We start from the raw sequence: 26,169 nt of genomic DNA, 5'->3' as shown, positions 1-26,169 counted from the left end.
ATGAAACCTTGCAGTATTCTCACTATCGGCAATTTTGACGGCGTGCACTTGGGACACCGCCATATTATCGAGCATTTAATACAATTTGCCTCTTCTTCCGCCTATCGTGAACAATTTTTTGAAAAACATCAAGAGCTTATTCCCTATTACCGTTTGGACATGCAAACAAATCCCGTTTCCTGCCTTTTGACGTTCAAACCACATCCTGCAAGCGTGCTGGGCAATAAATTTTACATTCCGCTCATGACGTATGAAAAACGGCTCGGCGTTTTGAACGCTTTTCCTTTGCATAACGTGGAAGAACTGCCGTTCACAAAAGAGTTTGCCGCCAAAACAAGTGAAGAATTTTGTGAATTTCTTGCCGGACAATACAATATCGCCATGCTTTTCATCGGGCATGATTTCAAAATAGGACGGGACAGAGCGGGAAAAGAAAAACTTGCAGAACTTGGGAAACAATATGGTTTCGCCGTCTATGCCCATGCCCCGGTGCTTTTGGAAAATAAAGAAATCATCAGCTCCACCAAAATCCGCGAAGCCCTTCTATCCGCCGATATAAAAAAAGCGAACGCCATGCTTGGTTATGCGTATCATTTGTCGGGAACTGTACAGCACGGTTTCAACAGAGGAGGAAAACTTTTAGGCTTTCCAACTGCCAATTTGTTGGAAGATACGCTTATCGTGCCTAAAAACGGGGTCTACGCGACAAAAGTAAAAATCCTCGATCCCCGTTTTACAGAAAATATGCAAAGTCCGGAATTTTTCGGAATGACGAATATAGGCTATAATCCGACATTCAATAATGATTGCCGAAGCATTGAAACCTTCATTTTTGACTTTGACGCGGATATTTATGATTGCGAGATAGAAATTTCTTTTTATGATTTTCTGCGGAATGAAAAAAAATTCAATTCCGCAGAGGAACTCATACGGCAACTCACGGAAGACAAACAAAACATTCAAACCATATTGACTGCGAACAGGTGATGATATGAGTGAAATCACACGCTTCGGCGTTTCCATTGAAACCGCGCTTGTGGAAGCTTTTGACACTCTCAGCAAAGAAAAAGGCTTTGCCAACCGCTCCGACGCCTTGCGCCAATGCATGCGGAATGCTTTGCAGGAAGAAGCGAACACAAATCCCGACGCTAATGTCAGCGGCGTGCTCAGCGTCATTTACGATCACCACAACAGCGATTTATCAAAAAAACTTACCGGGCTGCAGCATGAAGTCCATGAAATCGTGATGACAAGCCTGCATGTGCATTTAGACCTGCACCACTGCCTTGAAGTGATGATTTTAAAAGGACGAAACTGTAAAGTACAGGAACTAGCAGACAAGCTTTCCACCGCCCGCGGCGTTTTAAAAGCGAATCTCGCCATAACAAGCATCGACACCCTTGCAAACTCCTGCCATACGCATGATAAACACTGCCACACAGGCAAACACAATCATAATTAAGGTTCATTATGAAAAATTACTGCGCTCCTTTGGAAGATATACAAAGCACAAAGGCGAAACACCCTTTGGCCATTGATAAAGTCGGAATAAAAGACTTCCATATTCCTCTTGTCGTCCGCGACCTTGCCAACGAAAAACAGCACAGTATTGCAAAAGTTGATATGAGTGTGGATTTGCCGGCTGACTTCAAAGGCACGCACATGAGCCGATTTATAGAAGCGCTTGAAGAATGGCGGGAAAACTCGGAAGAAAAGCTTGATTACGCCTCGCTCAAAAACCTGCTTGAACAAGTGCGGAACAAGCTCAATGCCCAAAAAGCCTATCTCAGTTTCAATTTTCCTTATTTTATCACCAAAAAAGCCCCGGTAAGCCATGCCGCCGCGCCTGTTTCTTATCAATGCCGCTTTACGGGCGAATGGGATAAAACATGGGACAAGCCCGCTTTTCTTATTGAAATAGAAGTGCCCGTGACAACAGTCTGCCCTTGTTCCAAAGCCATCAGCAAATACGGAGCGCACGGGCAGCGCACCTATATCAAAATGCACATCAAACTTTCCAAATTTTCTTGGATAGAAGAATTTGTCCATATCGCCGAACAAGCCGGTTCCGCCCCGATTTATGCCGTTTTAAAACGCCCTGATGAAAAATTTGTCACGGAGCAAGCCTATGAAAATGCCTATTTTGTGGAAGACGTGGTGCGGACAGTCGCCTATCAACTGGATAAGCATGAACATGTGGAATGGTATACCGTCATTGTGGAAAGCTGTGAATCCATTCATGGGCATAATGCCTTCGCCATGATTGAAAAAAAATAACTGTTGAAAAAAATAAATTTCACCCCGTACGAACACGCTTTTCACCGTGCCCTGAGATTATCTGTGAAATTATTTTTTTCCGGCTTTTTGTTCCGATAAAATCAAGCCTGCCAAGGTCAATGCCGCGCCTATTCCCATTAATGCCGTCAATCGCTCTTTTAAAACAAGCGCGGAAGTGAAAACGGTTATCACCGGAACCAAATAAATATAAACGCTGGTTTTTACCGTCCCCAATTCCCTGACTGCAAAATTCCAAGTCACAAAACAGAACGCCGAAGCCCCGAGACCTAAGAATATCATATTAAATAAATAGATGGAATGCGTGAAACGAAACAAATCCAAACGAAAATCCGAAAACCACGCTGCCGGTATCATAAATATGATTCCATAAAAAAACGTCCTTCTTGTGGAAAGAAAAACAGGATACCCCATCTTGCTGATTTTTCTGACTAAAAGTGAATAGCATGCCCAAACAAGAGCCGCGCTGAGAGCGAGAAAATCCCCTAAAGGATCAAGAGTGAATTTCATTCCGTTATAACTGATAAAAATTATTCCGACCATTGCGCAAACAAAACCGATAAAAAAACGCAGCCGCAATTTTTCTTCTGAAATAAAAAACAGATGTGATAAAATCGCTGTGAAAAAAGGTGCCGTGGACATGATAACGCCGACATTGGAAGCAAACGTAAAGGTCAATGCAATATTTTCCAATAAATAATACAGGCATATTCCGCATAATCCGGCAAAAACAAAGACCGGTTCGTGCTTACGGTTCGTTACTTTCAATTTTTTCGGATACAATAGCAATAATGCGGTATACCCTATTACAAAGCGGAAAAATAAAATTTCAACAGGCAGGAAACCTTCCAAAAGAATTTTTGTTGAAATGAATGTCGTTCCCCATATGATGATTGTGAACACAGCAGCCAAGTGCCCGATTATCTTGCTTTTATCCGTCATGTCTGCCTCTTTTGCCTATGCCGGAAAAAATTCCGTGATACGCACCGGGACTGATTCCGATAAGCTTGTTAAAATAATGCGTGAAATGGCTTTGGTCAAAAAATCCGGTTTGACAGGCGACATCTGCGGGCGGTATTCCTTTTTCCAATAATATTTTTGCTTCATTGACGCGCACGGCCTCCAAATACCGATACGGTGAAATTCCTTTTTCCTTTATGAAAGCCCGCAGTAAGGTTGATTTGCTCAATCCCGCATGCCGGCATAGTTCTTCCAAACTAATCCGCCCGCCATACTGTTCCCGCATAAATTCACATGCTTTTTTGACTTGTTCCCCGCATTCAGGCAAAGCAGTTTCACAAAACCTCCCGTAATTCCGTATCAATGCGGAAATAAGAAACAATATTCCCTCTTCTTTTTCAAAATCAGAAGCGCCATTCATTATTTTTTCATGCAATGAATAAAAATAATACATTATTTCAGCATGATAAAAAACATTTCGTGAAAACAGGGGAAGTTTTCGCTTTCCGGTAATTTCCTCGGTTAATTCAAGCATTCTTTTTCGGGAAATATTGAAACAGCGGTATGCAAAGGTCCTTTCGTCATTTTGCCTGCACCCATGGGTATCTTCGGGATTAAACAAAAGAATGCTTCCTTTTTTTAGCTGAGATTTCTTATTGTTACAAAATAAAAGCCGTTCCCCTTCCCCAACCAATCCGAGCACATAATATTCATGAAAATGGTTGGGAAAAGGCTGGACGATACCATTGAAGCAATACGCTTCTATGCATAATCCGCTGTCATAAACGGCTGTCCGCATTCCTTTCTTCATACAACCTCTTTTCTCTCCGTCTACCATTGTCCCATGAATAATTCTTGTAAAATATGTTCATTTTAAAAAAACGCACAACCTATGAAAAAATGGTATAGTTTCACACTATACCGTTTTTTTTTCAAGCCGTCACATCGGCTTTTTCATTTCTATCAATCTTCTTATACAAAGAAAATAAAGGTGGTAAGAATGAAAATCGGCCACAAAATACCGATGGACCAAAGCATGTAGCCGAAGAAGCTGGGCATCTTCACGCCGCTGTTTTCAGCAATGGAACGAACCATAAAGTTAGGAGCATTACCAATATACGTTACAGCACCCATAAATACCGCACCGGCGGAAATTGCGGCAAGCGTGCCCACATGCTGCATAAGGTATGCGGCGTCGCCGCCGGCGGTATTGAAGAATACGAGGTAGGTCGGAGCATTGTCCAAGAATGAGGACAAAATACCGGTAAGCCAGAAATACATATAGTTGAGCGGTTCGCCTGTCGCCGGATCGGAAACCATGCTGATAAGGCTTGCAAGGCTGCCTTCAGTGCCTGCGCGCAAAATAGCAAGGGCGGGAATCATGCTTAAGAAAATGCCGATAAAGAGCTTTGCGACTTCCGCAATCGGTTCCCAGTTGAAATCATTGAGTTCGCGGCATTCCTTGGAAGTAAACTTCATGGATAAGAACACAACGCCGAGCAAGCACAAATCACGGACAACGTTTTGCAATTCGACAGGAATGCCGTATACATGGAACGTCACGCCGGGGTTCCATGAACCGCTCAGAAGAACAAGCCCTACGATACAAGCGACAAACAAAAGGTTGATCTTGCCGTCCAAGCCGAGTTTTTCAGCATTGGCGGAAGAAGCAGGAATCGGAGAACCTTCTTTTTTGAAAAGAACGGTATCGATGACAAAATAAATCGCCAATAACAAAACGGAAATAAATGCGGTTTTTACAAAAAGGTGCACTGTTGTCCAGAAGAAGCTGACACCTTTCAAAAAGCCTAAGAAAAGCGGAGGATCACCAAGAGGAGTCAAAGACCCGCCGATATTCGCAACCAAGAAAATGAAGAACACGACTTGGTGCACCTGGTATTTGCGGTGTTTATTGGCACGAAGAAGAGGACGGATAAGGAGCATTGCGGCGCCTGTCGTACCAATCCAGCTGGCGATAATGGTACCGAAAGCCAAAAGTCCCGTATTGACGGCAGGAGTTCCGACCAATGTTCCTTTTAAGCGGATACCGCCTGCGGCAGTGAAAAGAGCAAGTAAAAGAATGATGAAAGGCAGATATTCAAGCAAAATGGTTTCAACGGCATAAAAGCTCACAAGGTCGAAACCGAGTATGAATGTTGCAGGAACCAAAAAAGCGAGCCCCCAGAATAACGCGACTTTACCAAAATGGTGATGCCAGAAATGAGGCACGGCCAAAGGTCCGATAGCAATGGAAAGCAGCATGCAGACAAACGGAATTACCCAATAAAGTTCCAAATCCTTTGGAAAGGTCGGATGTCCATGAGCCGCGAAGGCAGCAGACGGAAGCAAAAGCATTACAGCCAATAAAGGCAATAAAAAACGCATCTTAGGCATTAGTGTATACTCCTTATAAGATTTCAAGGCAGGATTACTTTAGCATTAAAACCATAACCAAGCAAGAAAAAAACGGCATACCGGGCAAGAACAATTAATTTTTCTTGACAAGCACGCAAAGAAAACGCACAAAAAGACATGGACGCAAGCACAATAAGAACACTTTCCCCCACAACACACAGACAAGAAATTTACATCTTCGGAAACGAAAAAAAATACCTCAATTTTTCCTCCAACGACTATTTGAATATCGGTACGAATGAACACCTGCGGAACAGTTTTCTTGAACAAATTCTGAAAAAACAAAATCCCTTTACAAAAAATCTGTACCGGGAAGCCCTTTTTTCCTCTTCCTCTTCCCGCCTTTTAAGCGGAAATACCGCCCCGTATACGCGTTTGGAAACATTTTTGGCAAAGTGGTTTGAAAAAGAATCCGCCCTTCTTTTCAATTCCGGCTATCACGCCAATTTAGGCATCATCACGGGATTAATGCAAAAAGGCGACTGCATTTTTTCCGACAAACTCAATCATAACAGCATACTTGCCGGCATACGCCAAAGCGATGCGGATTATTTTCGCTACAAGCATTTGGACTGCGGTCACCTTGAGGACTTGCTCAAAAAGCACCGTTCTTCCTATAAAAACGCATTGATTGTTTCCGAATCGGTTTTTTCCATGGACGGAGACAAAGCCTCTTTGAACGATTTAATCAGCCTCAAAGAAAAATATCAATGCCTGCTCATGCTTGACGAAGCGCACGGAACAGGTGTTTTAGGCGAAAACGCCCAAGGCTTGTGCACGGAAGAAAAAAATGTTCTTCCCCATATCGATATTGTCATGGCGGCTCTTGGAAAAGCCCTTGGCTCGCAAGGCGCTTTTTGCGTTGCTGACAAAAAGATTATTGACAAACTCATCAATCATGCCCCAACGTTTATTTTTTCAACAGCCCTTGCCCCCATACAGGTTTTATGGACGGAATTTCTGCTGACGCAAAATTTTACCCATATTTTGGAACAACAGAAAAAACTCAAAAAACTTCTTTCGGAATTTTCACTTTCTTCCCACATTGTGCCCGCCGTCATCGGAGAAAATGAAGATGCTGTCAATATGGCGAACCATTTGCGGAAAAAAGGCTTTTTTGTCTTGCCTGTCCGCCCTCCCACCGTCCCTTTGCACACTGCCCGCTTACGCCTTTCCCTTTGCGCCGATATGCCGAAGGAAGAACTGGCTCGTCTTTTTTCAGAAATGGAAGCATACGAATGCGCTGTGAATGGTTAACGCAAAACAAAAGCGACAGCCTTATCCTTTTTTTCAACGGCTGGGGCATGACAAGCAAAAGTATTGAGCATTTGACGGCGGAAAACGCCCGAACCCGCGCATTCGATTGTCTGCATTTTTTTGATTATCAAAATAGGGAAGTGCCGCAATCTAATTTTTCCGGTTATGCAAAAATCTATTTGATTGCGTGGTCCATGGGCGTTTATATGAGCAGTCTGCTGCAGCTTCCCTTTACAAAAAAAATTGCTTTTTGCGGCACCGGAAATCCCATAGACGCAGGCGAAGGAATAGCGCCAAAAATCTATACCCTCACCATCGACAGTTTTTCCGAAAAAACGCTTCCCCTGTTTTCCAAAAAAATCGGTTTCGCCATGGATACGAGCCGTTCCGCAACAGAATTGCGGCAAGAACTTATTGCGATACAAGGTTATGATTTACCAAAAGCTACCTTTTTCGACTGCGCTTTCATAGCTAGCCAAGACAGCATTTTTCCGCCCAAAGCCCAAGAAAAGCATTGGTCAAAAAACGCAAAAAAAATTATTTCACTCAACTGCAAACACTACCCTTTCCACCTCTTTTCATGCTGGCAGGAAATACTCGATGCTTAAGCTGAACACAATACGGAAAAATTTTTATGAAAGCCGTTCCACCTATGAAGACAATGCTTTCATTCAAAGGAACATGGCGGAAAAATTAGCCTCAATGCTTGGCAATTCCTATAAAATCATTTTAGAAATCGGGTGCGGCACAGGCACGCTGACAAAGCACATTTATGCGAAATGCTCTTTTGAACAATACCATGCCCTTGATATTGTTCCGGAATACGGCGAGTTACTGCAAAATAAATTCCCGAAACTGCTCTACACGGTCTTTGACATGGATATGCTGCAAGATTATGAACCGACACGGAATTTCGATTTAATCCTTTCCAATGCGGCAATCCAATGGAGCAAAAACCCTGCCGCCCTCATACGAACCTGCATGCGGCGTTTAAATCCTGACGGAACATTGGCATTGGCGTTTTTCGGTGAAAAAAATTTTCAGGAAATACGGGAAGTTTTTAATGTGGGATTAACATACCTAAACGGCAGTGAAATAAATGCTGTCATTCACCCCTGTCGATTAATGCATTTTTCAGAAGAAACAGAAGAAATGCGCTTTCCGGATACAATAAGCGTGTTGCGGCACATAAAGAATACCGGCGTGGGCGGAATGACCCATGTGCTAATAAAAAAAGAACAATTAAAACAATATGATAAAAAATTTCAAAACAAATTAACCTATCACCCGCTCTATCTTATCCTGAAAAATTCCGGCTAAATTTTCCGCAGTCAATTGCGATAATTCTTCAGCACGCACAACCGGCGTATCGGTATACCGCGCCAATTCTTCACAGACATATTGCGTTGCCGTTTCAGCCGCTTTTTTCGGAAACCTGTTCAAAAGAAAAGCATTAACGTGCAAACCGTATTGTTTGGCGATTTTCTCCGTCAAAAGACAATGGTTGATGGTGCCAAGGCCTGAACGGGCGACAATAAGGCAAGGCAAAGCAAGATATTGTATGATGTCAGCCATAGCAAGCTTGTTTTCAAAACTTACGGGACAAAGCAGACCGCCCGCCCCTTCCACAAGCACGATATCATGCTCTTTCCGCAAAGCTGTGAAATCCGCTTTTATGGTATCGAGCGAAAAAGGGACACGGGCGAGCTTCATGGCGAGAGCCGGCGAACATTCCCCTTCAAGCAAATAGGAACACTTGCAAGCTATTGTTTTTGAAAATTTCCGCACAAAAGCAAGATCAGGAGCAATAAGACCGTCTTTTTCAAAATATGCCCCGCTCTGCAAAGGCTTGTACACGGCAACATCATACCCCATTTTCTCCAAACAAAGGGCAAGGGCAGCCGTAATAACACTTTTGCCGACATCGGTATCCGTTCCTGTGATAAAAAGGCTTTTGCCCGCAAATGTTTTAAGCATCAGCCGAGCACCTCGCGCATGGAGTCGTATGCAAGCCGCAGCAAACTATCGATTTCTTCCTCCGTTATCACATAAGGAGGCATGAAATACATGCAATTCCACATGGGACGGAGCAATACTCCGCGTCGTAATCCCGCCGAATAAATTTTTTTGCCGATTTGTTCCTCATAGGCGAAGCATTCTTTTGTGCGCTTGTCTTTGACGATTTCAACGGCGCTGACCATGCCCCACTGCCGGATATCCCCGACATGCGGATAATTCCGAAATTTTTCCAGGCCTCTTTTAAAAGCCAGAATTTTCGGTTTTAAATATTCTTCCATATTCATTTCCTGCAATATGGCGAGATTTTCATTGGCGACAGCGCAAGCCAAGGGATTGGCAGTAAAACTGTGCCCATGGTAAAAGGTTTTCAGCCCGTCCTTATCCTCATCGTAAAAAGCGTAATACAGTTCGTCCGTGCAAAGCGTCACCGCCAAAGGCAAAAAGCCTGCGGTAAGGGCTTTCGCGGAACACACGATATCAGGAACTATGCCGGCGTGCTCGTAAGCATACAGTTTTCCCGTGCGGTAAAAGCCCATGGCAACTTCATCGTCAATCAAAAGCACCCGATATGCATCGCAAAGTTCACGAAGCTTCGTCAGATACTCCGCCTTATACATAATCATACCCCCTGCGGCTTGAATGAGAGGTTCTATGATTACGGCGGCAATTTCATCATGCCGCGCTTTTAATATTTCTTCAACGCCCTGCAAGCATTCAAGCCGGCAGTGCTCTTTCTCTTTCCCGCATGGGCAGCGATAGCAATAAGGACTTTTTTCCCTGATTATATCAAATAAAAGCGGGCGGTACACTTTATGATACATATCGATACCACCCACGGAAACAGCGCCCAGGGTATCGCCGTGATAGGCATTTTCAAAAGCGATGAACTTCTTTTTGGAAGCCTTTCCTTTCAGCTGCCAATATTGATACGCCATTTTCAAAGCCACTTCTATGGCTGTCGAACCGTTGTCGGAATAAAAAACATGCTTAAGCCTGTTATTGACTAACGTGATGAGTTTCTTCGCCAAAGAAATTGCGGGCTTATGCGTAAAGCCCGCAAAAATGACCTGTTCAATGGCGCAAGCCTGCTCATAAAGCGCTTTTGCGAGCCGCGGCTGGGCATGCCCCAAACTGTTTACCCACCAGGAGGAAACGGAATCCATATACCGGTTGCCGTCAATATCTTCAATATAAATACCCTCGCCTTTCACGATGCAAATAGGTTTTTCATCCCCTTCGTATTGCTTCATTTGGGTAAAAGGGTGCCAAACATATTTTAAATCATCTGCGATCCAATCTTGCTTATCCATTGCATATCACCACGTTCAGAGCAAATTCTCGTACACTCCGAGTATACGGATGTCATAACAAAATTCTTTCAAAGCAAGCGTAAGCTCCGGCTTTTCCCGTAAATCAGCTTGCGCATCCGCAAAAAAGCGGTATTGCCATGCGCTGCCCGGCACGGCATGATACGAAGGACGGGATTCCAATTTTGACAGGTTGATGTCCGCTTTATGCAAAATCTGCAAAACCTGCGACAAAGCCCCCGCCTTATCAACAACGGTAAAGGTGAAAGAAGTTTTGGGCTTTCTGAACACACCCGAATTTTGCTCTTTCGCAATCAAAGCGAAGCGGGTGATATTTTCTTTGCTGCCTGCGATGTCTTTTGCCAAAACATGGAAAGGAACATTTTCCCCGCAAAGCTCCGCAAGCCCCTCATGCCCGACAGTCGCCGCATTTTCTTCCGTCACTGCCCGTTTTGCCGCCTCCGCCGTCGAACTCATTTCCACAAGCCGCGCATTGGGGCAATGGGTCCGCAAGAACTCGTGACTTTGCATAAGCGCCTGCGGGTGTGAATAAATTACTTCAATACGCCGCATATCCTGCTGTTTGGAAAGCAAACACTGGCAAATGCCGCTGTAATGCTCCGCAACAATGGATACAGGATATTCTTCAAATAAATCAAGGCATTGCCCAACAGTTCCCTGCAAAGAATTTTCCAAAGGCACAAGCCCGTACCGCACTTCTCCGGCATGCACTTTCGCAAAAATAGCATTAAAATCATGGCAGGGCACAAAATTCAGACTTTTTCCCATGAGTTCCAAACCTGCAAAATGAGAAAAAGTACCCGCAGGTCCCAAAAAAGCCAACGATGTTTTTTGCTGCAATGAACGAGAGCAAGAAAAAATCTCCGTCCAAATATGCCTGATGCTTTCAGACGGCAAAACCTGCTTTTTCTCTTCACCCGACGCAGAAAGATTGAGTTCCTGCAATTTTGCTACGATTTCTTTCTCCCGCAAAGGATAAAAAATTGTTCCGCCCTGTTTCGCTTTTGCAACTTGCTTGCTTAAATACGCTCTTTTTTGGAGTAAATCCAAAAGAGCGCCATCCAGCAAGTCTATTTCTTTTCGCAATATTGTTAATGCTTCGGTGTCCATTCGTCATTCCGTAATATTTTCTTCAACACGCATGCCAAAATGGCGTCCTGCACAATCCAAATGGCATAAAACCTCATCCCCCTCTTTGAGGGAAACAACGCTCACAGGTTTGCCGTTTTTTCCGACCAAACGGATAGTTTCCGCGTTTTGCAGGAAAATACCGCCTGTTTTGCCGTCCTTTGTTTTTGCTTCAACCATAAGCATGGGTCGCACTTCAATTTTCACCCTTCCGACAACGGCACTTTTGCAGTGTCCGTTTTTATCCACGACAAGCACTTCCGAACCTGAACGGAGTTCCTGCAAATAACTGGTCTTATCATTGGGCATCATGGCGTAGGCATGCACGCCGCCCGCATTGACCCGAAACGGTCTTGAATTGACGTATTCGTTATCTTCCGTTTCCGCATGGACCAAAAAGGTGAAAGCGGAAGAATTGCCGCACAGCATGCCCTGCCCCGTTTCAAGCACGGACAGCGTGTCAACGCAAACCCTGTGCCCCAAACCCACAGTCTGGATTTTGGTAATCACGGCGGCTTCAAGCTGCATGGTTTCGCCGCCGGTTTGGGCTAATTCCATTATTTTTCGGATATCAGCCAAACCCTGCCCGGAAACGATGATTTTTTCAACGCCCCGTTCCAAAATTCCAAAAGCGAGCTTCGCTTCGGCATAGGAATTGACAGTCAGGCAAATATTCTGCGCGATGTCAGGTTTCGCCAAAAGATTTTCCACCGGAATGATTTCAAATTTCGTCAACGTATGCAAAACAGCGGGATTTTGGCGCACGGCGTTCTCATACGCGAGTTCGTCTTCCTTTTTATCCAAGGCAAAGCATTTGACGCCTGACATGCCTAGAAACTGTACTCTTGCCAAGCCCTTGATTTCTTCGATATGAGCGTCTTCCGTAACAATACCGTCGACACCGGCCTCAAGAGCAAGCAAAACGGCATCCTTATCAAAGGGCGAAATTTCAGCAAAAACAGTACGTTTCATTATTCTTCTCCCATTTCCTGCAAGGCTTTTTCCATGGTCCAGCCTTCATGCACGACACCGCGCAAAACATGAAGCAGCTGACGTCTGTTCGGATGTTGGAAAACATTGCGTCCGACAGATAAACCCGCTCCGCCCGCTTTTACGGAATCATGCACAACCTGCAAAAAGTCTTTTGTGGAATTCATTTTCGCCCCGCCTGCGATGACAACAGGAATGCAGCAAGATTCAACAACATGGGCGAAACTGTCCATATCGCCGGAGTAAGGAACTTTTACGACATCGGCGCCAAGTTCGACCCCGACCCTTGCGCAGTGGGCGATCAAATCCGGATCATAGGAATTTTGAATTTTCGGACCGCGGGCATATACCATGGCAAGAAGCGGCATACCCCATCTTTCGGTCGCCTCGCTCACTCTTCCCATTTGAGCAAGCATTTCACGTTCCAATTCATCACCGATATTTACATGAATGGATACGGCGTCCGCTCCGAGACGGATAGCTTCTTCAACCGTTGCGACCAAAGTTTTTGAATTGGCATGGGGAGATAAATCCGTTGAAGCGGATAAATGCACGATAAGCCCCAAATCCTTTCCGCTCGTTCTATGCCCGCAGCGCACCAAACCTTTGTGCATAAGCACGGCGTCCGCTCCGCCGACAGACATATCCTGCACGGTTTCACGCATGTTGACAAGCCCCTGGCATGGACCGACAGAAACACCATGGTCCATGGGAACAATAATACAGCGGTTCGTTTCACGATTGAAAATGCGTTCCAAACGAATTTTTTTACCGATACTCATAACAATCTCCTTTTCCACAGCATTTTATTTCATCCGTGACGTTTTTCAGAAAATAAAAAAAACCACGGACCTAATGTGCCGTGGTTTTCATAGTATTTTTTTAGATATGACTAAACACAATACCCATAACCACAGGCACTTTCTCCATAATAATAGCTAAAGTAAAAGCTGTTGAACGTTGCTTGGTTATGCATAGTGTTATTCATTCTTTAATTCCTCATTTGAATTAATTATTTAATTATTCCCTTCTTTTTCGCTTGTCAAGATTTTTTTTAATACGCTTCAATATTTTCCACCGGCTGGGTTAATAAAAATGCTCCTTTTTCTATCCGCTTTTTCAGCTCTTCGGCTATTTCCAAAGAACGCTGATAGGAAGTAAGCGGATGTGTCGGCACTTTTTTTCCGTCGATATCGATAGAACCGCTTATAAGCTCCGCATAACTCACATGTTTGATGACACGCGAACTGCAGTTTTGATAATCGAGGGAATAATCTTTTACAGGCATCAAAATATCTTCGTTGCCGACACCGGTGTATTGCGCTATTTCCGCATTTAAAACGGGAATGGGAATACCTATGCCGACAGCGAGGCTTACTCCGTATCCGAACAGAGAATGGGCTCTGACATACCTGTCGGACATGGCTTTCATATCGCCTTTCACCATAAGCGTTCCGGAAGCGGACATGGGAACGCCTTTTTCCGTGCGCTTCGGATTTGGAACATGCTGCGTGCCTGAACCGATGACATAACCGATTCCGCCGCCCAAGAAAATACGGGTGCCCAAACCGATAGTTTTAAAATACGGGTCGTTGAAAAGCGGAGAAAGCTCGCCCGATGTCGCAAAATTAGCGTTCTGCAAGTGCGGCTTCAGCGCCCCCATATAGGTATAGAGCGTCTTGTGGGCGTTCTCATTCACCGCCACATTATAATTTTGGTAACAGTTGCGGGGATTGAGCATATGCGCATATTTCAAATCGTGAATGGTGATTTCGCGCTCAAAGGATTTTTTGGGATAACAGTCCGTCGTATAACTTTCACAGCGGAGTTTCACCTTCCGTCCCGCAATTAAATCTTCAATGACATGCGCTCCGCCATAGTGAAATTCTCCGGGATAAACCTGATTCAGCGGGTCACCCTCGCGCATTTCCGTTGCCCCGACAAAACCGTCGACAGCGGCAAGCCCGGCATGGCAAGGCACGTCATTGAGCCACATCTTGCTTGCGCGGAGAGTCGGCGCTTCCGTTTGCCCTATATTGAAAAGCATGCCGGAAGAACACATGGGAGAAAATGTTCCCGTAGTGACAACATCGATTTCCTTTGCTGCTTTTTCCGCTCCCATTTCCTTGACGGCTTTTGTCATTTCCTCCGCCGTCAATACGACGGCTCTGCCCTGCTTAATCCTTTCATTGATTTCTGCAATAGTTTTCATACCAAGCACTACCTTTTATCAATTATACCATACTTCATTCATTTATGTTTTTCAATTTCTTATGGATATTGCTCCGCTCAAGCCCGATAAGTTCCGACAGTCTGCTCACATTTCCCCCCGCTTCCTCAAGCTTGCGGGTCAAATAATATTCCTCAAAAGCTGATTTTGCCGTTTTATAGTCAAGCTCGAGCATTTTTTGCAAAGTCTTATCCGTTGCCAAGGCATCTTCCATTCTTTGCGCCGTTTGTCCTTTGCCCACGTTTTCAAGCATTTCCAAAGGAAGTGAAACATAATCCACTTGCCTGCCGCTGTACAGCACGGTCAAACGCTCAAGCAAATGCATAAGCTCGCGCACATTTCCGGGCCAGGACCATTCTTCCAAAACCTGCACCGCTTCTTTTGTAAAAACCGGGGCTTTCATGGAATATTTTTTTTCAACCGCGTGCAAAAGCGTTTCTATGAGAAGCGGCATATCTTCTTTTCGCTCCCGAAGCGGCGGAACAGATAAGGGAAAAACCCGCAGACGGTAATACAGGTCTTGGCGGAACTCGCCGTCCGCAATGGCTTTCTCCAAATCCTTATTGGTTGCCGCAATGACGCGTACCTGCACTTTGATATTTTTTGTGCCGCCCACGCGCTCGAAACACTGCTCCTGCAAAATACGCAAAATTTTCGCCTGTGTCCTCAAGCTCATATCGCCGATTTCGTCCAAGAACAAAATTCCATTGTTGGCTAATTCAAATTTGCCGATTTTTGTGGAGTCGGCACCGGTGAACGCTCCCTTTTCATGCCCGAAAAGCTCGCTTTCGATGAGTTCTTCCGGAATGGCGGCACAATTCACCGCAATGAAGGGTCTGTCTTTTTGTTTGCTGTTCCTATGCAAAGTCCGCGCGGCAAGTTCTTTGCCCGTGCCGTTTTCACCGGTAATCAACACCCATGCGTCCGTCGGGGCGACTTTCATCAAATCACGCATGAAAGCACGCATGACTTTTGAATTTGCAACCATGGGAACTTCATAGTCATTATGCACAGCTTGACGCAAAAGGCTGTTTTCCTGCTTAAGCTCTTTCATTTCAAGCGCATGGCGGACACTCAGCAGAATTTTTTCAAGACTGAGCGGCTTTTCCACAAAATCATGGGCGCCCAGACGTAAAGCCTGCACGGCGGTTTCCACATTTCCATGCCCGGATATCATGATGAAAGGAATTTGCGGATACAATTCTTTCGCACGCTTGAGAGTTTCAAGCCCGTCAATGCCTGTCAGCCAAATATCCAAAAAAACAAGGTCGACAAGGTTGTTTTCCAAAAACAAAAGGGCGTTTTCTCCGCTATCGGCCTCCGAAACAGTGTAATTTTCATCCTCCAGTATTCCGCGGAGAGAAAAGCGCACCCCTTCTTCATCGTCAACAACAAGAATATGCCCTGCCATATCACATACCTAAATAGGCTTTTCTTACAGAATCGTCTTTTAACAAATTATCCGCCTTATCTTCCTTGACAATTTTGCAGTTCTCCATCACATACGCCCTGTCGGCGATTTTCAGAGCTTGGTTCGCATTTTGTTCCACCAAGAAAACCGTTGTGCCGCGGCTGTTGATTCTCTGAATGATTTGAAAAATCTGCTGAATAATGATAGGCGCCAAGCCGAGTGAAGGCTCGTCAAGCAAAAGGAGTTTCGGTCTGCCCATAAGAGCCCTTGAAATGGCGAGCATTTGCTGTTCACCGCCTGAAAGCGTGCCTCCCGCCTGCTTGTACCGTTGGGCAAGGATAGGAAAAAGCGAAAAAATATATTCCATGTCTTCTTTTATCTGCGCTTTGTCATTTCTTAAAAAAGCGCCCAATTCCAAATTCTCCTGCACGGTAAGGTCCGGAAAAATAAGCCGTCCCTCCGGAACCTGACTTATGCCCAATTTTACGATTTCATTGGGAGCCAGCACATGGATAGGTTTCTTATTATAGAAGATTTCGCCGCTTCTCGGTCTGATACCGCCGCAAATGGTCATAAGCGTCGTGCTTTTGCCCGCGCCGTTGGCGCCGATCAAACTGACGATTTCCCCTTCGTTCACAGTTAAGCTTACATCACGAAGAGCAGGGATGTTCCCGTAAAACGTAAAAATATTTTTAAGCTCAAGCATCTTCTGACTCTCCTAAATATGCACGGATAACTTGCGGATTATGGCGTATCTCATCAGGCGTTCCGGCTGCGATACGGGAACCGTATTCCATGACGTAAATTCTGTCGGATAAAGACATGACCATGCCCATATCGTGTTCTATCAATAAAATGGAAAGATTGAATTTTTCACGGATACGCAAAACAAGTTCTTTCAGTTCCACGGTTTCCTGCGGGTTCATGCCGGCGGCAGGTTCGTCCAAAAACAAAAGGAACGGTTCTGTCGCCAAAGCTCTGGCGATTTCCAAGCGGCGCTGCGCACCGTAAGGAAGATTGCAGGCTTCGTCTTTCCAATGCTTTTCAAGCCCCACTTCTTTCAAGAGCTCGTAGCCCCTGTCCACCGTATCCTGTTCTTCTTTCTTAAAGGCGCCGCCTCTGAAAATTGCGTTGACAATACCCGCTTTTGTCCGCGTGTGCCTGCCGACCATGACATTTTCAAGCACTGTCATGGAAGAAAACAAACGAATGTTTTGGAACGTTCTCGCAAGCCCGTATTTGGTGATTTCATGCGGAACAATCCCATTCAATTTCTTATTCTCATGCCCTTCGCGGCCTGCCCAGACTTCCCCTTCCGTAGGGACGTAAATTCCTGTCACACAGTTGAAAAACGTTGTCTTTCCGGCACCGTTGGGACCGATTAATGCCACTATTTCCTTAGGAAGAATATGCATATCCACATCATTCAATGCACGGAGCCCGCCAAAGTTTTTGGATAAAGACTTCACTTCTAAAATCGGTTTTTGATCAGTATGCATAATATCCTCAACTATTTTCTTCATTCTGCAAAGCAGTTGGATAATATTTTCTCTTGGCAGGCGGAATAATGCCCTGCGGACGGAATACCATCATGGTAACCATGAGCAAACCGAAAATAAGCATGCGGTATTCTGAAAAAGCGCGCAAATATTCCGGCAAAAGCGTCAAAACAAGGGCTGCAAGCGCCACTCCCACAATGGAACCCATACCGCCTAAAACAACCATGCTTAAAATCATGGCGGAATCCATAAACGTAAAACTGGTAGGATTGATATAGGAATTTCGGGCGGCGAAAAGCACCCCTGCAAAACCTGCCCAGCAAGAACCCAAAGCAAAAGCGGAGAGTTTGATTTTCCGAAGGTCGATTCCCATCGCCTCACTGGCGATTTCATCTTCTCTCAACGCTTGCAGCGCAAGTCCCACACGGGAATTGATAAGCCTTGCCACAATGATAATGGTGATAATGGCGGCAAAAAGACATAAATAATAAATATAAATCGTGGAAGCTTCCGGGCTGAGTTCCAAACCGAACAAACCGGGTCTTGGAATATTCGCAATTCCGCGGTTTCCTCCTGTGAAGTTCGCCCAGTTGATAAGCAAAAGTCTTACAATTTCACCAAATCCCAAGGTGACAATCGCCAAATAGTCCCCGCGGAGCCTGAGCACCGGAAAAGCGAGAAGCAAGCCCGCGATAACGGTGATAAAGCCTGCTATGGGCAGACATGTCCAAAATCCCAAGCCGAGGTATTGGTTCAATAAGGCGTACGTATACGCACCGACAGCGTAAAAGGCGGCATAACCGAGCACAAGCTGCCCCGCGATACCCACGACAATATTCAGTCCGAGGGCGAGCATGACATAGAGAAAAGCAAGCGAATACACGGTTGTTTGATACATCGAAGTAAACACCGGCAAAATCATGAACACAATGAAAAGGACAAGAATTAATTTTAAAGCGGTATTCTTATCATTGGTGATTTTTTCAGACAAAGCGGAAAATTTTCGGGAAACCTGCGAAGAAATCCCTTTGCTTAAATCCCTGTCCTTGTATACTTCAAAATACCAAGACCATAAGACGGCAAGCACAAAAGTGATAGCACCGATGACAAGGACCCTGTCGTAAAAAAATTCAGGAGCGCGTTTAATAATTCTAATTCCTACGATAGGAAAGACCAAAATCATAAACCATATGCTGATCAACGCAGAACGGATAAGACGTTTCGGGGTAAACATATTTTCTCCTAAACCTTTTGAACTTTAGCTTTCCCAAGAATTCCGGAAGGACGGAAAATCAAAATGAGGACAAGCAACACAAAAGCGAGCACATCTTCGTAATCGCCTGCGAAATACCCTGTTGTGAAGCTTTCGGCAAGACCGAGAACAAGCCCGCCAAGCATGGCTCCTGGAATTGAGCCGATACCGCCCAAAACAGCGGCGGTGAACGCTTTCATGCCGGCGATGAAACCGATACCGAAGCCCACCTGCATGGTATGGGTCGCAATAAGCGTACCGCCGAGAGCGGCAAGTCCGGAACCGACAATGAACGTTAAAGAAATGATTTTATCTGCATCAATGCCTAAAAGCATTGCCATTTTTCTATTTTGAGCTGTGGCGCGCATAGCCTTGCCAAGTTTCGTATAACGGATGAAAACAGAAAGACAGACCATGATGAAAGCGCTTGTCACAAGAATTACGAAATCGGAAGAACGCAAAATTCCGCCAAGAACATCCAAAAATTCAACACGGGGCATGCGGATGGGGAAACGTAAAAATTCCGCCGTTTGCGCCAGCTGCACATAGTTTTGCAAAAAGATGGACATACCGATAGCGGAAATAAGAGGAGCCAAGCGGGATTGTCCGCGAAGAGGCTTATAAGCGATTTTTTCCATGGTGTAGCCATACGCCACGCACCAAATAATCGCGACAAAAGCAGCAATAACAAGAATCGCACTGGCAGAAAATCCCATTGAGCCCAGAATTCCAGCTACAATAAAAGCCGTAAACGCCCCAAGCATATAAATTTCACCATGAGCGAAGTTAATAAGCTCGATAATACCGTAAACCATGGTATATCCGAGAGCTATCAAGGCGTAAATACTTCCACGAGTCAGACCGCTAAACAAAATTTCTAAAAAATACTGCCAATCCATATAGTTCAACTTTATTCATTGCTAGGCTTATTAGATACGGATAGGCTTATTTCCCAAAAGCCTTTTAGGAAATAAGCCCGAACAATCATCGTATAAAAATTTTATAAAATAATTATTTCATTTCAACATATTGACCGTTTTGGATTTGATAAATGGACATGCCGACACCGACAGCGTCACCATGTTCGTCAAAGTGAATGGAACCGACAGCAGTTTCAATTTCTTCTTTATGCAATGCGTCAATCACTTTGGCGGAATCGGTTGTTCCCGCTTTTTCAATGGCATTCATGAGCGCAAGAGCCGCTGAAACGGCGTTATCAAAAAATGCGCCGGGAGTTGAGCCGTATTTTGCCATATGTTTTTCCGCATAGTATTTGCTTACGGGGTTTGAAGAAGTGTCGGTAGGACCGGATGCGTAAACATTTTCGGCGTCAGCGCCTGCCAATTCAACAAAGCCCAAGTCTTTCAATCCGTCAGGACCGATCATGGGAATAACAGCATCCAAACTGTTCATATTGGAAAGAAGTTTTGAAGCTTCAGGGTAATAACCGCCCCACATCAACACGTCCGCATCAACACGGCGCACTTTGCGGATAACGGAAGAATAATCGGCGGCACCTGGAGTGATAGCTTCAAAAAGAACGATTTCGATATCGCTGTTTTTCTTCAGGTAATCGGCAGCCTGTTCCGCATAACCTTTGCCGTATTCGCTGTTGTCATGAAGAATGGCGACTTTCTTCGCTTTAAGATTGTTGATGACATAGCCTGCGCCGACAATCGCGGAAGCGGTGTCGTTAGCCACGGTACGGAAGAAATAAGGGTTTTCTCCGCTCAATGTCATTGCGGGAGAGGTGATGGAACCTGAAATGGAAATCACTTTGGCGTTGTTATATAAAGGCATTGCGGCTTTACCGGCAGGGGAACAAATATGTCCGATAACACCGACAACACCGTCAGAAATAAGTTTTGTCGCGGCGTTGGTAGCAATTTCTGCTTTACAAGCGTCGTCAAAAGCAATAACTTCTACTTGCTTGCCGAGAATGCCGCCCTTGGCGTTGTATTCGTCAGCGACGAGATTTACAGCATTAAGCGTTGGTAAACCATAAGAAGCAAGTTCGCCGGAATGAGCGCCCGGAACACCGATTTTAATCGTATCGGCGGCAAAAGCAGAACCGCAAGTCAACACAGCTCCCAAAAAAGCTGTCAACACACCCTTTAAAAATACTTTGGACATATATCCTCCCATAAAATGCTGCTTTTTTTTGAAAACTCAAAAAAGATACAGTAGACTGTGTGGTGAATATGCCACACTTCAAACGGCATTGTCAATAAAAAAGGTTAAATTTTAAAAAATATTTTTACATTTTTGTAAAATTAGTCACATTTGCAAATTATTTATGTAACTAACTGTAATAAAATAAAAACTATTTATAGCAAAATCATAAAAAGAGCAAAATATGCAGGAAAAAATTAATAATTATCAACAAAAAAGAAAAAAGTACTCCCAAAAAAATTCCCGAAACGGAAACGCCGTTCCTCAAAATTCACGCCCCATGAAAGAAAAAACACGCAATTTTCCGGCGAAACAAAATAAAATTCAAACGCGGCAGCCTCCTGAAGCCTGCGAAAAATTCCTTCCTTTGTGCCGTGAAGACATGCGCTTGAAAGGTTGGGACGAGCTGGACATTTTGCTTGTTTCCGGTGACGCGTATATTGACCATCCCGCTTTCGCGGCGGCTTTGCTTGGGCGCTATCTGGAGCATTACGGCTTCAAAGTCGGCATTATCACCCAACCCGACTGGAAAGACCCCGCAATCATCGAAAAAATCCAAGCGATGGGACGCCCCCGTCTTTTTGCCGGCATCAGCGCAGGTGCCGTGGACAGCATGCTCGCCCATTACACAGCCTTTCGCAAAAAACGCCATGATGACGCCTATACCCCGAACGGACAATGCGGAGCAAGACCGAATAGAGCCGTGACCGTTTACACTTCCCTTATAAAACAGGCATTTCCATACCTTCCGGTTATAGCGGGGGGGATTGAGGCAAGCCTGCGCAGGCTCAGCCATTATGATTTTTGGTCTGACAGCCTCAGAAAATCAATCCTTGCGGACGCAAAACTCGATTTGGCTGTTTACGGAATGGGCGAGAAAGCCCTGCTTGAAATCGCCGTCAGACTTCGTGATTTTTACCAGAAACACCCCGAACTTTCCTGGGACAGCCCCGTGCTGCAAAAAGCCAAGGACAAAAAGCCGTGGCAGCAGGTTCTCAAAAATATTGACGGAACATGCCGGATAATCAAAACGGAAGAGATTGTCCGCTTACCTGAAAACACCGTTATTCTGCCCTCTCACGATGACATTCTGCATTCTCCCAAATTATTGTTGGAAGCGACGCTTGAGAGCGAAAAGCATATCCACCATGCAGACCATTGCCTTGTTCAAGCTTTTGACAGGGACAGAGCCGTGCTGGTTGAAAAGCCAGCACGAAGGCTCGGCACGGAAGAGCTGGATCTGCTCTATGCGCTTCCTTTCCAGCGCAAAGCCCACCCCCGCTATCAAGGAAAAATCCCCGCCGAAAGCATGATGAAAACAAGCATGACGAGCCACAGAGGCTGCGGAGGAGGATGTTCCTTTTGCTCCCTCGCTTTGCACCAGGGCAGAAAAATCGCTTCCCGCAGCGAAAAATCCCTGCTTGATGAAGCGCGGAATATTGCCGGTTCCAAGGGCTTCGACGGTTCAATCAGCGACATAGGCGGACCGTCCGCCAATATGTGGCAAGCCTCCTGCGCCTTGGAAGAAAAAGCAAAAACGCAAGGCAAAAATTTCAAGTGCGGACGTGCTTCCTGCCTGACCCCCGATCTTTGCCCCCATTTTCTTGTCGACCAAGAAAAACATCTTGCTTTGCTCAGAAAAGTTAAAAAAATCAGCAACATTAAAAATGTGCGTATCGCAAGCGGCGTGCGTTTCGATTTAGCTCTGACCCAAAAAAAAGCTCTTGAAAGCTATGCCGGAGAATTTACGGGAGGACAGCTCAAAGTCGCCCCTGAACATTGTTCTGAAAACGTGCTAAAGCTTATGCGTAAACCCGGCATGGACAAATTTGAAACGTTTTTACAGGCGTTTTATGGGTACTGCAAAAAAATCAATAAGGAACAATATGTTATTCCATACCTTTTAAGCGGGTTTCCGGGGTGCACCGATGAGAACATGAGGGAACTCGCCTCTTGGCTCAAAGAAAGAAATTGGAAGCCAAGGCAGGTGCAATGCTTTATTCCGACGCCGGGAACGGTTGCGACCGCAATGTATTATGCCGAATGCGACTCACAGGGAAAAACCATCTTTGTCGCCAAAACCGACGCCGAACGGCTGCGGCAGCACGGTATTTTGATGGGCACAGCCATACATCCCGAAGACGATAGTTTTTACGATTGATAACGCATGGGAAACAGTAGCTCTTTATTTATCGTCTTTCCTCCTCCTGCTCCCCCTCACACTTATACGGAACAGATAAGGGCGGACAATGCCAAAAAAAAGACAAGCAGCAGCTTGTCTTTTTTCATGAGTGTTGTTTATAAGATTTAAAATTTCAATTTCTTTGCGCAATCAAGGGTCTTATTGAAATCATCGTCGGTATGGGCGAAAGAAACCATTGCGGTTTCAAACGCGGAAGGGGAAAGAAAAATGCCCATTTCACGCATTTGCTTATAATAGCTTTCAAAAATTGCCGTGGAAGCGTTTTCGACATCAGCAAAATTGCGTACAGGCTTATCCGTAAAGAAAAGTGTAAACATAGAAGCAATATGCTGATATTGCACACTTAATCCTTTTTTCTCCAAAATACCCGCAAGCTCTTTCACAAAAGCGAGCACGCGCTGTTCCAACCCTGCATAATCGGCTTTTTCAAGAATATCCAAAGTCGCAAGACCTGCCGCCATGGCAAGCGGATTGCCTGAAAGCGTTCCCGCCTGATACACATCACCCGCAGGAGCAATGCGCTGCATATATTCCGCCTTGCCGCCATAAGCGCCGACTGGCAAACCACCGCCAATGATTTTGCCCATGGTGGTCAAATCAGGCATAACGCCGAACCGTCCCTGAGCTCCCTGATAGGATACCCTGAAACCGGTAATGACTTCATCAAAAACAAGCAGAGCCCCGTATTTTGTGCAAAGATCACGCAAACCCTGCAAGTACCCGGCGACTGGCAAAACAAGTCCCATATTGCCGGCACAAGGCTCCACAAAAAACGCGGCGATCTCATTGCCGTATTTCTCAAAAATTTCCTTAGCCGCCTCCAAATCGTTGTAAGGCACAAGCAGAGTGTCCTGCACGGTCGATTCCGGAACTCCTGGCGTTCCGGGAATTGAAAACGTCGCAAGCCCGGAACCGGCGCTTGCCAAAAACGCATCGCCGTGCCCGTGGTAGCCGCCAATGATTTTCACCAATTTATTCCTGCCTGTCACGGCACGGGCAAGACGCAGGGCGCTCATTGTCGCCTCCGTGCCGGAATTGACCATGCGCACCATATCGCAGGACGGAAGAGCTTTGCAGACTTTCTCCGCAAGCAAAACTTCTATTTCCGTGGGGGCGCCGTAACTTGTGCCGCGTTTCGCCGCCTCGCAGACGGCTTTGTCCACGTCCGCATGGGCATGCCCCAAAAGCATGGGTCCCCATGAGCCGATAAAATCAATAAAATCCATACCGTCAACAGTTCTGATATGCGAACCTTTTGCAGACTCGATAAACAAAGGGGCGCAATGCACGTTGCGGCACGCACGCACGGGGCTGTTCACCCCTCCGGGAATAAGTTTGTTCGCTTTTGCAAAGAGTTCTTCTGATCTTTCAATATTCATACCGTTTCCTTTTTAATCATCAAAATACGTCATGGAGATTTTTTTCAATTCTTTAATGCTTTCCAAAACCGCATATTCGTCAAGACAAGTGTTTTGACGCAGTTCTTCAACGACATCGTAACATTCCTGCATGGTTCTGCCGTGTATCATGGTAAAAAACGTATACTGCCAATCAGGAGCGGAACTTGGACGGTAATAACAGTGCGAAATGCGTGAACTTTGCGCCGCATACTTTGCCGCCCCGTCAACGTTGTCCTCGTCGATTTTCCATGCCACCATAGCATTATGGTTATACCCTGTTTTCTGATGTTTTATGCTTGCGCCGAAACGGCGTATGGTGCCGTCCTCTTTAAGCCTTTGCAAAAGGGCGAGCACTTCCTCTTCGCAAAGCCCGGCTTCCTTTGCAATATCCGCATAGGGAGTCAGCGTATCAGGCAAATCCGACTGCACAATGCTCAGGACCTTGCGTTCTTTTTCCGTAAAATTCACAACAGCTCCCCTTATCAAAAAACCATGCGGTTAAACATTGAAGAGAAAATGCATGACGTCGCCGTCCTGCACGGCATACTCTTTGCCCTCAACCCGCAATACGCCCGCACTTCTGCAGGCAGCTTCGGATTTAAACTTCACATAATCGGCATAGGAAATCACTTCCGCCCGAATAAAACCCTTTTCAAAATCCGTGTGAATGACACCCGCGCATTGGGGAGCTTTCCAGCCTTGCTTAAACGTCCATGCCCGCACTTCCTGCGGACCTGCCGTAAAATAACTGCAAAGCCCGAGCGTACGATATCCCGTGCGGACAACGTTGACAAGGGAGCTTTCCGAAATTCCGTAGGAACTCAGCATTTCCGCCTGTTCTTCAGCTGAAAGCCCCTGCAGTTCCGCCTCTAAATTCGCGCAAACGACCACAGCTTCACAGCCTTGTTTTTGAGCGGCTTCTTTCAAAGCTTTCACATGCGCGGATTCTTCTTCAAGCCCTTCTTCGTCCACATTGGCGCAATAAATCATTTTTTTCGCTGTCAAAAGGCTCAGTTCATGCCAAACTTGTTTGAAATGCTCATTATGTTCCGGAATGTCGAATTGGCTCGCCTTATTGCCCTCATTCAGAAAGTCCGCAAGACGTTTGCATTCTTCCAAACTTTTTCCGGCTTCCTTATCCGCTTTCACCTGTTTCGCAAGGCGCTCGATTTTTCTTGTCACGGTTTGGATATCGGCAATAATAAGTTCCGTTTCAATGGTTTCCGCATCGCGGAGAGGATTGACCGAACCGTCCACATGGGTGATGTTCTCATCTTCAAAACAGCGCACAACATGTAAAATCGCCGCACATTCACGAATATTGGCTAAAAATTGATTGCCTAGACCTTCACCTTTGCTCGCCCCTTTCACCAATCCCGCAATGTCGATAAAATCAACGGTCGCATGAATGATTTTCTGCGGGTTCACCAATTCCGCCAAAGCTTCCAGGCGTTTGTCCGGAACGGAAACCGTAGCCTTGTTGGGCTCAATGGTGCAAAAAGGATAATTAGCCGCCTGAGCGTTCTGCGCCTTTGTCAGAGCATTGAACAGCGTTGATTTTCCAACATTCGGAAGTCCGACAATACCGATACTTAAAGCCATATGTTCTC

The 26,169-nt window shown here is 45.5% G+C and carries 25 protein-coding genes; 7 read left to right on the top strand and 18 right to left on the bottom strand.

Going from position 1 to position 26,169, the window contains the following annotated elements; translation table 11 throughout:
- Genes ribF through folE2 form a run of 3 tightly spaced genes read left to right on the top strand, consistent with a single transcriptional unit; the run spans position 1 to position 2,277 of the window.
- Entirely contained in the window at positions 1 to 987 is a 987-nt protein-coding gene (gene ribF, locus JBF11_RS09610) for a bifunctional riboflavin kinase/FMN adenylyltransferase (RefSeq protein WP_334315262.1), read from the top strand.
- 4 nt (positions 988 to 991) lie between these two features.
- Positions 992 to 1,462, top strand: a complete 471-nt coding sequence (nikR, locus tag JBF11_RS09605) for a nickel-responsive transcriptional regulator NikR (protein WP_334315261.1) — start codon at positions 992 to 994, stop codon at positions 1,460 to 1,462.
- Between the two features lie 29 nt (positions 1,463 to 1,491).
- Positions 1,492 to 2,277, top strand: a complete 786-nt coding sequence (folE2, locus tag JBF11_RS09600; RefSeq protein WP_334316334.1) for a GTP cyclohydrolase FolE2 — start codon at positions 1,492 to 1,494, stop codon at positions 2,275 to 2,277.
- Positions 2,278 to 2,346: 69 nt separating this feature from the next.
- Here the strand turns inward: folE2 and JBF11_RS09595 are convergent, their stop codons facing one another.
- From JBF11_RS09595 to JBF11_RS09585, 3 genes are all read right to left on the bottom strand, one after another.
- A complete protein-coding gene (locus JBF11_RS09595) occupies positions 2,347 to 3,237 on the bottom strand; it encodes a DMT family transporter (RefSeq protein WP_334315260.1) in 891 nt (296 codons plus the stop codon).
- Positions 3,227 to 4,066, bottom strand: a complete 840-nt coding sequence (locus JBF11_RS09590) for an AraC family transcriptional regulator (RefSeq protein ID WP_334315259.1) — start codon at positions 4,064 to 4,066, stop codon at positions 3,227 to 3,229. The genes JBF11_RS09595 and JBF11_RS09590 overlap by 11 nt, the downstream gene beginning before the upstream one ends.
- 161 nt (positions 4,067 to 4,227) lie before the next feature.
- Positions 4,228 to 5,640, bottom strand: coding sequence for a sodium:proton antiporter (locus JBF11_RS09585; protein ID WP_417168638.1), 1,413 nt, complete (start codon positions 5,638 to 5,640; stop codon positions 4,228 to 4,230).
- 147 nt (positions 5,641 to 5,787) lie between these two features.
- Between JBF11_RS09585 and JBF11_RS09580 the strand changes: the two genes are divergently transcribed.
- From JBF11_RS09580 to JBF11_RS09570, 3 genes are read left to right on the top strand one after another with little or no spacing between them, the layout of a single operon-like run.
- Positions 5,788 to 6,927, top strand: a complete 1,140-nt coding sequence (locus JBF11_RS09580; protein ID WP_334315257.1) for an aminotransferase class I/II-fold pyridoxal phosphate-dependent enzyme — start codon at positions 5,788 to 5,790, stop codon at positions 6,925 to 6,927.
- Entirely contained in the window at positions 6,909 to 7,535 is a 627-nt protein-coding gene (locus JBF11_RS09575) for a pimeloyl-ACP methyl esterase BioG family protein (protein WP_334315256.1), read from the top strand. Before JBF11_RS09580 ends, JBF11_RS09575 begins: the two co-directional genes overlap by 19 nt.
- Positions 7,528 to 8,247 carry a methyltransferase gene (locus tag JBF11_RS09570; RefSeq protein WP_334315255.1) on the top strand — a complete coding sequence of 240 codons (720 nt, stop codon included), beginning with the start codon at positions 7,528 to 7,530 and terminating at the stop codon, positions 8,245 to 8,247. The genes JBF11_RS09575 and JBF11_RS09570 overlap by 8 nt, the downstream gene beginning before the upstream one ends.
- On the opposite strand, the gene bioD is transcribed toward JBF11_RS09570, so the two are convergent.
- From bioD to JBF11_RS09510, 12 genes are all read right to left on the bottom strand, one after another.
- Positions 8,203 to 8,904: a dethiobiotin synthase gene (gene bioD / locus JBF11_RS09565; protein WP_334315254.1), complete on the bottom strand. Its 702-nt coding sequence runs from the start codon at positions 8,902 to 8,904 to the stop codon at positions 8,203 to 8,205. The two genes, JBF11_RS09570 and bioD, sit on opposite strands and share 45 nt — an antisense overlap.
- Positions 8,904 to 10,256 carry an adenosylmethionine--8-amino-7-oxononanoate transaminase gene (gene bioA, locus JBF11_RS09560; RefSeq protein ID WP_334315253.1) on the bottom strand — a complete coding sequence of 451 codons (1,353 nt, stop codon included), beginning with the start codon at positions 10,254 to 10,256 and terminating at the stop codon, positions 8,904 to 8,906. Before bioA ends, bioD begins: the two co-directional genes overlap by 1 nt.
- 15 nt (positions 10,257 to 10,271) lie before the next feature.
- Positions 10,272 to 11,384, bottom strand: a complete 1,113-nt coding sequence (locus tag JBF11_RS09555; protein ID WP_334315252.1) for a bifunctional chorismate mutase/prephenate dehydratase — start codon at positions 11,382 to 11,384, stop codon at positions 10,272 to 10,274.
- A 3-nt stretch (positions 11,385 to 11,387) separates the two neighbouring features.
- Positions 11,388 to 12,374 carry a 3-dehydroquinate synthase II domain-containing protein gene (locus JBF11_RS09550; protein WP_334315251.1) on the bottom strand — a complete coding sequence of 329 codons (987 nt, stop codon included), beginning with the start codon at positions 12,372 to 12,374 and terminating at the stop codon, positions 11,388 to 11,390.
- Positions 12,374 to 13,174 carry a 2-amino-3,7-dideoxy-D-threo-hept-6-ulosonate synthase gene (locus JBF11_RS09545; protein WP_334315250.1) on the bottom strand — a complete coding sequence of 267 codons (801 nt, stop codon included), beginning with the start codon at positions 13,172 to 13,174 and terminating at the stop codon, positions 12,374 to 12,376. The genes JBF11_RS09550 and JBF11_RS09545 overlap by 1 nt, the downstream gene beginning before the upstream one ends.
- A gap of 272 nt (positions 13,175 to 13,446) precedes the next feature.
- A complete protein-coding gene (locus JBF11_RS09540) occupies positions 13,447 to 14,604 on the bottom strand; it encodes a homocysteine biosynthesis protein (protein WP_334315249.1) in 1,158 nt (385 codons plus the stop codon).
- Positions 14,605 to 14,638: 34 nt separating this feature from the next.
- Positions 14,639 to 16,033 (bottom strand): sigma-54-dependent transcriptional regulator, encoded by a 1,395-nt coding sequence (locus tag JBF11_RS09535; RefSeq protein WP_334315248.1) that lies wholly within the window; start codon positions 16,031 to 16,033, stop codon positions 14,639 to 14,641.
- Position 16,034: 1 nt separating this feature from the next.
- On the bottom strand, positions 16,035 to 16,739 hold the full coding sequence (locus tag JBF11_RS09530) for an ABC transporter ATP-binding protein (RefSeq protein WP_334315247.1): 705 nt from the start codon (positions 16,737 to 16,739) through the stop codon (positions 16,035 to 16,037).
- A complete protein-coding gene (locus tag JBF11_RS09525) occupies positions 16,732 to 17,532 on the bottom strand; it encodes an ABC transporter ATP-binding protein (RefSeq protein ID WP_334315246.1) in 801 nt (266 codons plus the stop codon). The genes JBF11_RS09530 and JBF11_RS09525 overlap by 8 nt, the downstream gene beginning before the upstream one ends.
- A 7-nt stretch (positions 17,533 to 17,539) precedes the next feature.
- Entirely contained in the window at positions 17,540 to 18,766 is a 1,227-nt protein-coding gene (locus tag JBF11_RS09520) for an ABC transporter permease subunit (RefSeq protein ID WP_334315245.1), read from the bottom strand.
- Between the two features lie 8 nt (positions 18,767 to 18,774).
- Positions 18,775 to 19,683: a branched-chain amino acid ABC transporter permease gene (locus JBF11_RS09515; RefSeq protein WP_334315244.1), complete on the bottom strand. Its 909-nt coding sequence runs from the start codon at positions 19,681 to 19,683 to the stop codon at positions 18,775 to 18,777.
- Between the two features lie 112 nt (positions 19,684 to 19,795).
- A complete protein-coding gene (locus JBF11_RS09510; protein ID WP_334315243.1) occupies positions 19,796 to 20,917 on the bottom strand; it encodes a branched-chain amino acid ABC transporter substrate-binding protein in 1,122 nt (373 codons plus the stop codon).
- A gap of 223 nt (positions 20,918 to 21,140) precedes the next feature.
- Between JBF11_RS09510 and JBF11_RS09505 the strand changes: the two genes are divergently transcribed.
- On the top strand, positions 21,141 to 23,117 hold the full coding sequence (locus JBF11_RS09505) for a YgiQ family radical SAM protein (RefSeq protein WP_334315242.1): 1,977 nt from the start codon (positions 21,141 to 21,143) through the stop codon (positions 23,115 to 23,117).
- 146 nt (positions 23,118 to 23,263) lie between these two features.
- On the opposite strand, the gene hemL is transcribed toward JBF11_RS09505, so the two are convergent.
- From hemL to ychF, 3 genes are read right to left on the bottom strand one after another with little or no spacing between them, the layout of a single operon-like run.
- The gene (gene hemL / locus JBF11_RS09500) at positions 23,264 to 24,538 is read right to left on the bottom strand and encodes a glutamate-1-semialdehyde 2,1-aminomutase (protein WP_334315241.1); all 1,275 of its coding nucleotides are present in this window, start codon (positions 24,536 to 24,538) and stop codon (positions 23,264 to 23,266) included.
- Positions 24,539 to 24,550: 12 nt separating this feature from the next.
- Positions 24,551 to 25,027, bottom strand: a complete 477-nt coding sequence (gene ahbB / locus JBF11_RS09495) for a siroheme decarboxylase subunit beta (RefSeq protein WP_334315240.1) — start codon at positions 25,025 to 25,027, stop codon at positions 24,551 to 24,553.
- Positions 25,028 to 25,057: 30 nt separating this feature from the next.
- On the bottom strand, positions 25,058 to 26,161 hold the full coding sequence (gene ychF, locus JBF11_RS09490; RefSeq protein WP_334315239.1) for a redox-regulated ATPase YchF: 1,104 nt from the start codon (positions 26,159 to 26,161) through the stop codon (positions 25,058 to 25,060).
- Positions 26,162 to 26,169: the final 8 nt, after the last annotated feature.

It is taken from the genome of Taurinivorans muris (assembly GCF_025232395.1).
Classification (GTDB): Bacteria; Desulfobacterota; Desulfovibrionia; order Desulfovibrionales; family Desulfovibrionaceae; genus Taurinivorans; species Taurinivorans muris.
The sequence above is the reverse complement of the archived record's forward strand: the minus strand, read 5'-3'. Positions and strand labels throughout refer to the sequence as shown.

Coding starts and splice junctions, on each gene's coding strand:
- ribF (WP_334315262.1), top strand. CDS start 1: ATGAAACCTTGCAGTATTCTCACTATCGGCAATTTTGACGGCGTGCAC.
- nikR (WP_334315261.1), top strand. CDS start 992: ATGAGTGAAATCACACGCTTCGGCGTTTCCATTGAAACCGCGCTTGTG.
- JBF11_RS09595 (WP_334315260.1), bottom strand. CDS start 3,237: ATGACGGATAAAAGCAAGATAATCGGGCACTTGGCTGCTGTGTTCACA.
- JBF11_RS09590 (WP_334315259.1), bottom strand. CDS start 4,066: ATGAAGAAAGGAATGCGGACAGCCGTTTATGACAGCGGATTATGCATA.
- JBF11_RS09585 (WP_417168638.1), bottom strand. CDS start 5,640: ATGCGTTTTTTATTGCCTTTATTGGCTGTAATGCTTTTGCTTCCGTCT.
- JBF11_RS09580 (WP_334315257.1), top strand. CDS start 5,788: ATGGACGCAAGCACAATAAGAACACTTTCCCCCACAACACACAGACAA.
- JBF11_RS09575 (WP_334315256.1), top strand. CDS start 6,909: ATGCGCTGTGAATGGTTAACGCAAAACAAAAGCGACAGCCTTATCCTT.
- JBF11_RS09570 (WP_334315255.1), top strand. CDS start 7,528: ATGCTTAAGCTGAACACAATACGGAAAAATTTTTATGAAAGCCGTTCC.
- bioD (WP_334315254.1), bottom strand. CDS start 8,904: ATGCTTAAAACATTTGCGGGCAAAAGCCTTTTTATCACAGGAACGGAT.
- bioA (WP_334315253.1), bottom strand. CDS start 10,256: ATGGATAAGCAAGATTGGATCGCAGATGATTTAAAATATGTTTGGCAC.
- JBF11_RS09555 (WP_334315252.1), bottom strand. CDS start 11,384: ATGGACACCGAAGCATTAACAATATTGCGAAAAGAAATAGACTTGCTG.
- JBF11_RS09550 (WP_334315251.1), bottom strand. CDS start 12,374: ATGAAACGTACTGTTTTTGCTGAAATTTCGCCCTTTGATAAGGATGCC.
- JBF11_RS09545 (WP_334315250.1), bottom strand. CDS start 13,174: ATGAGTATCGGTAAAAAAATTCGTTTGGAACGCATTTTCAATCGTGAA.
- JBF11_RS09540 (WP_334315249.1), bottom strand. CDS start 14,604: ATGAAAACTATTGCAGAAATCAATGAAAGGATTAAGCAGGGCAGAGCC.
- JBF11_RS09535 (WP_334315248.1), bottom strand. CDS start 16,033: ATGGCAGGGCATATTCTTGTTGTTGACGATGAAGAAGGGGTGCGCTTT.
- JBF11_RS09530 (WP_334315247.1), bottom strand. CDS start 16,739: ATGCTTGAGCTTAAAAATATTTTTACGTTTTACGGGAACATCCCTGCT.
- JBF11_RS09525 (WP_334315246.1), bottom strand. CDS start 17,532: ATGCATACTGATCAAAAACCGATTTTAGAAGTGAAGTCTTTATCCAAA.
- JBF11_RS09520 (WP_334315245.1), bottom strand. CDS start 18,766: ATGTTTACCCCGAAACGTCTTATCCGTTCTGCGTTGATCAGCATATGG.
- JBF11_RS09515 (WP_334315244.1), bottom strand. CDS start 19,683: ATGGATTGGCAGTATTTTTTAGAAATTTTGTTTAGCGGTCTGACTCGT.
- JBF11_RS09510 (WP_334315243.1), bottom strand. CDS start 20,917: ATGTCCAAAGTATTTTTAAAGGGTGTGTTGACAGCTTTTTTGGGAGCT.
- JBF11_RS09505 (WP_334315242.1), top strand. CDS start 21,141: ATGCAGGAAAAAATTAATAATTATCAACAAAAAAGAAAAAAGTACTCC.
- hemL (WP_334315241.1), bottom strand. CDS start 24,538: ATGAATATTGAAAGATCAGAAGAACTCTTTGCAAAAGCGAACAAACTT.
- ychF (WP_334315239.1), bottom strand. CDS start 26,161: ATGGCTTTAAGTATCGGTATTGTCGGACTTCCGAATGTTGGAAAATCA.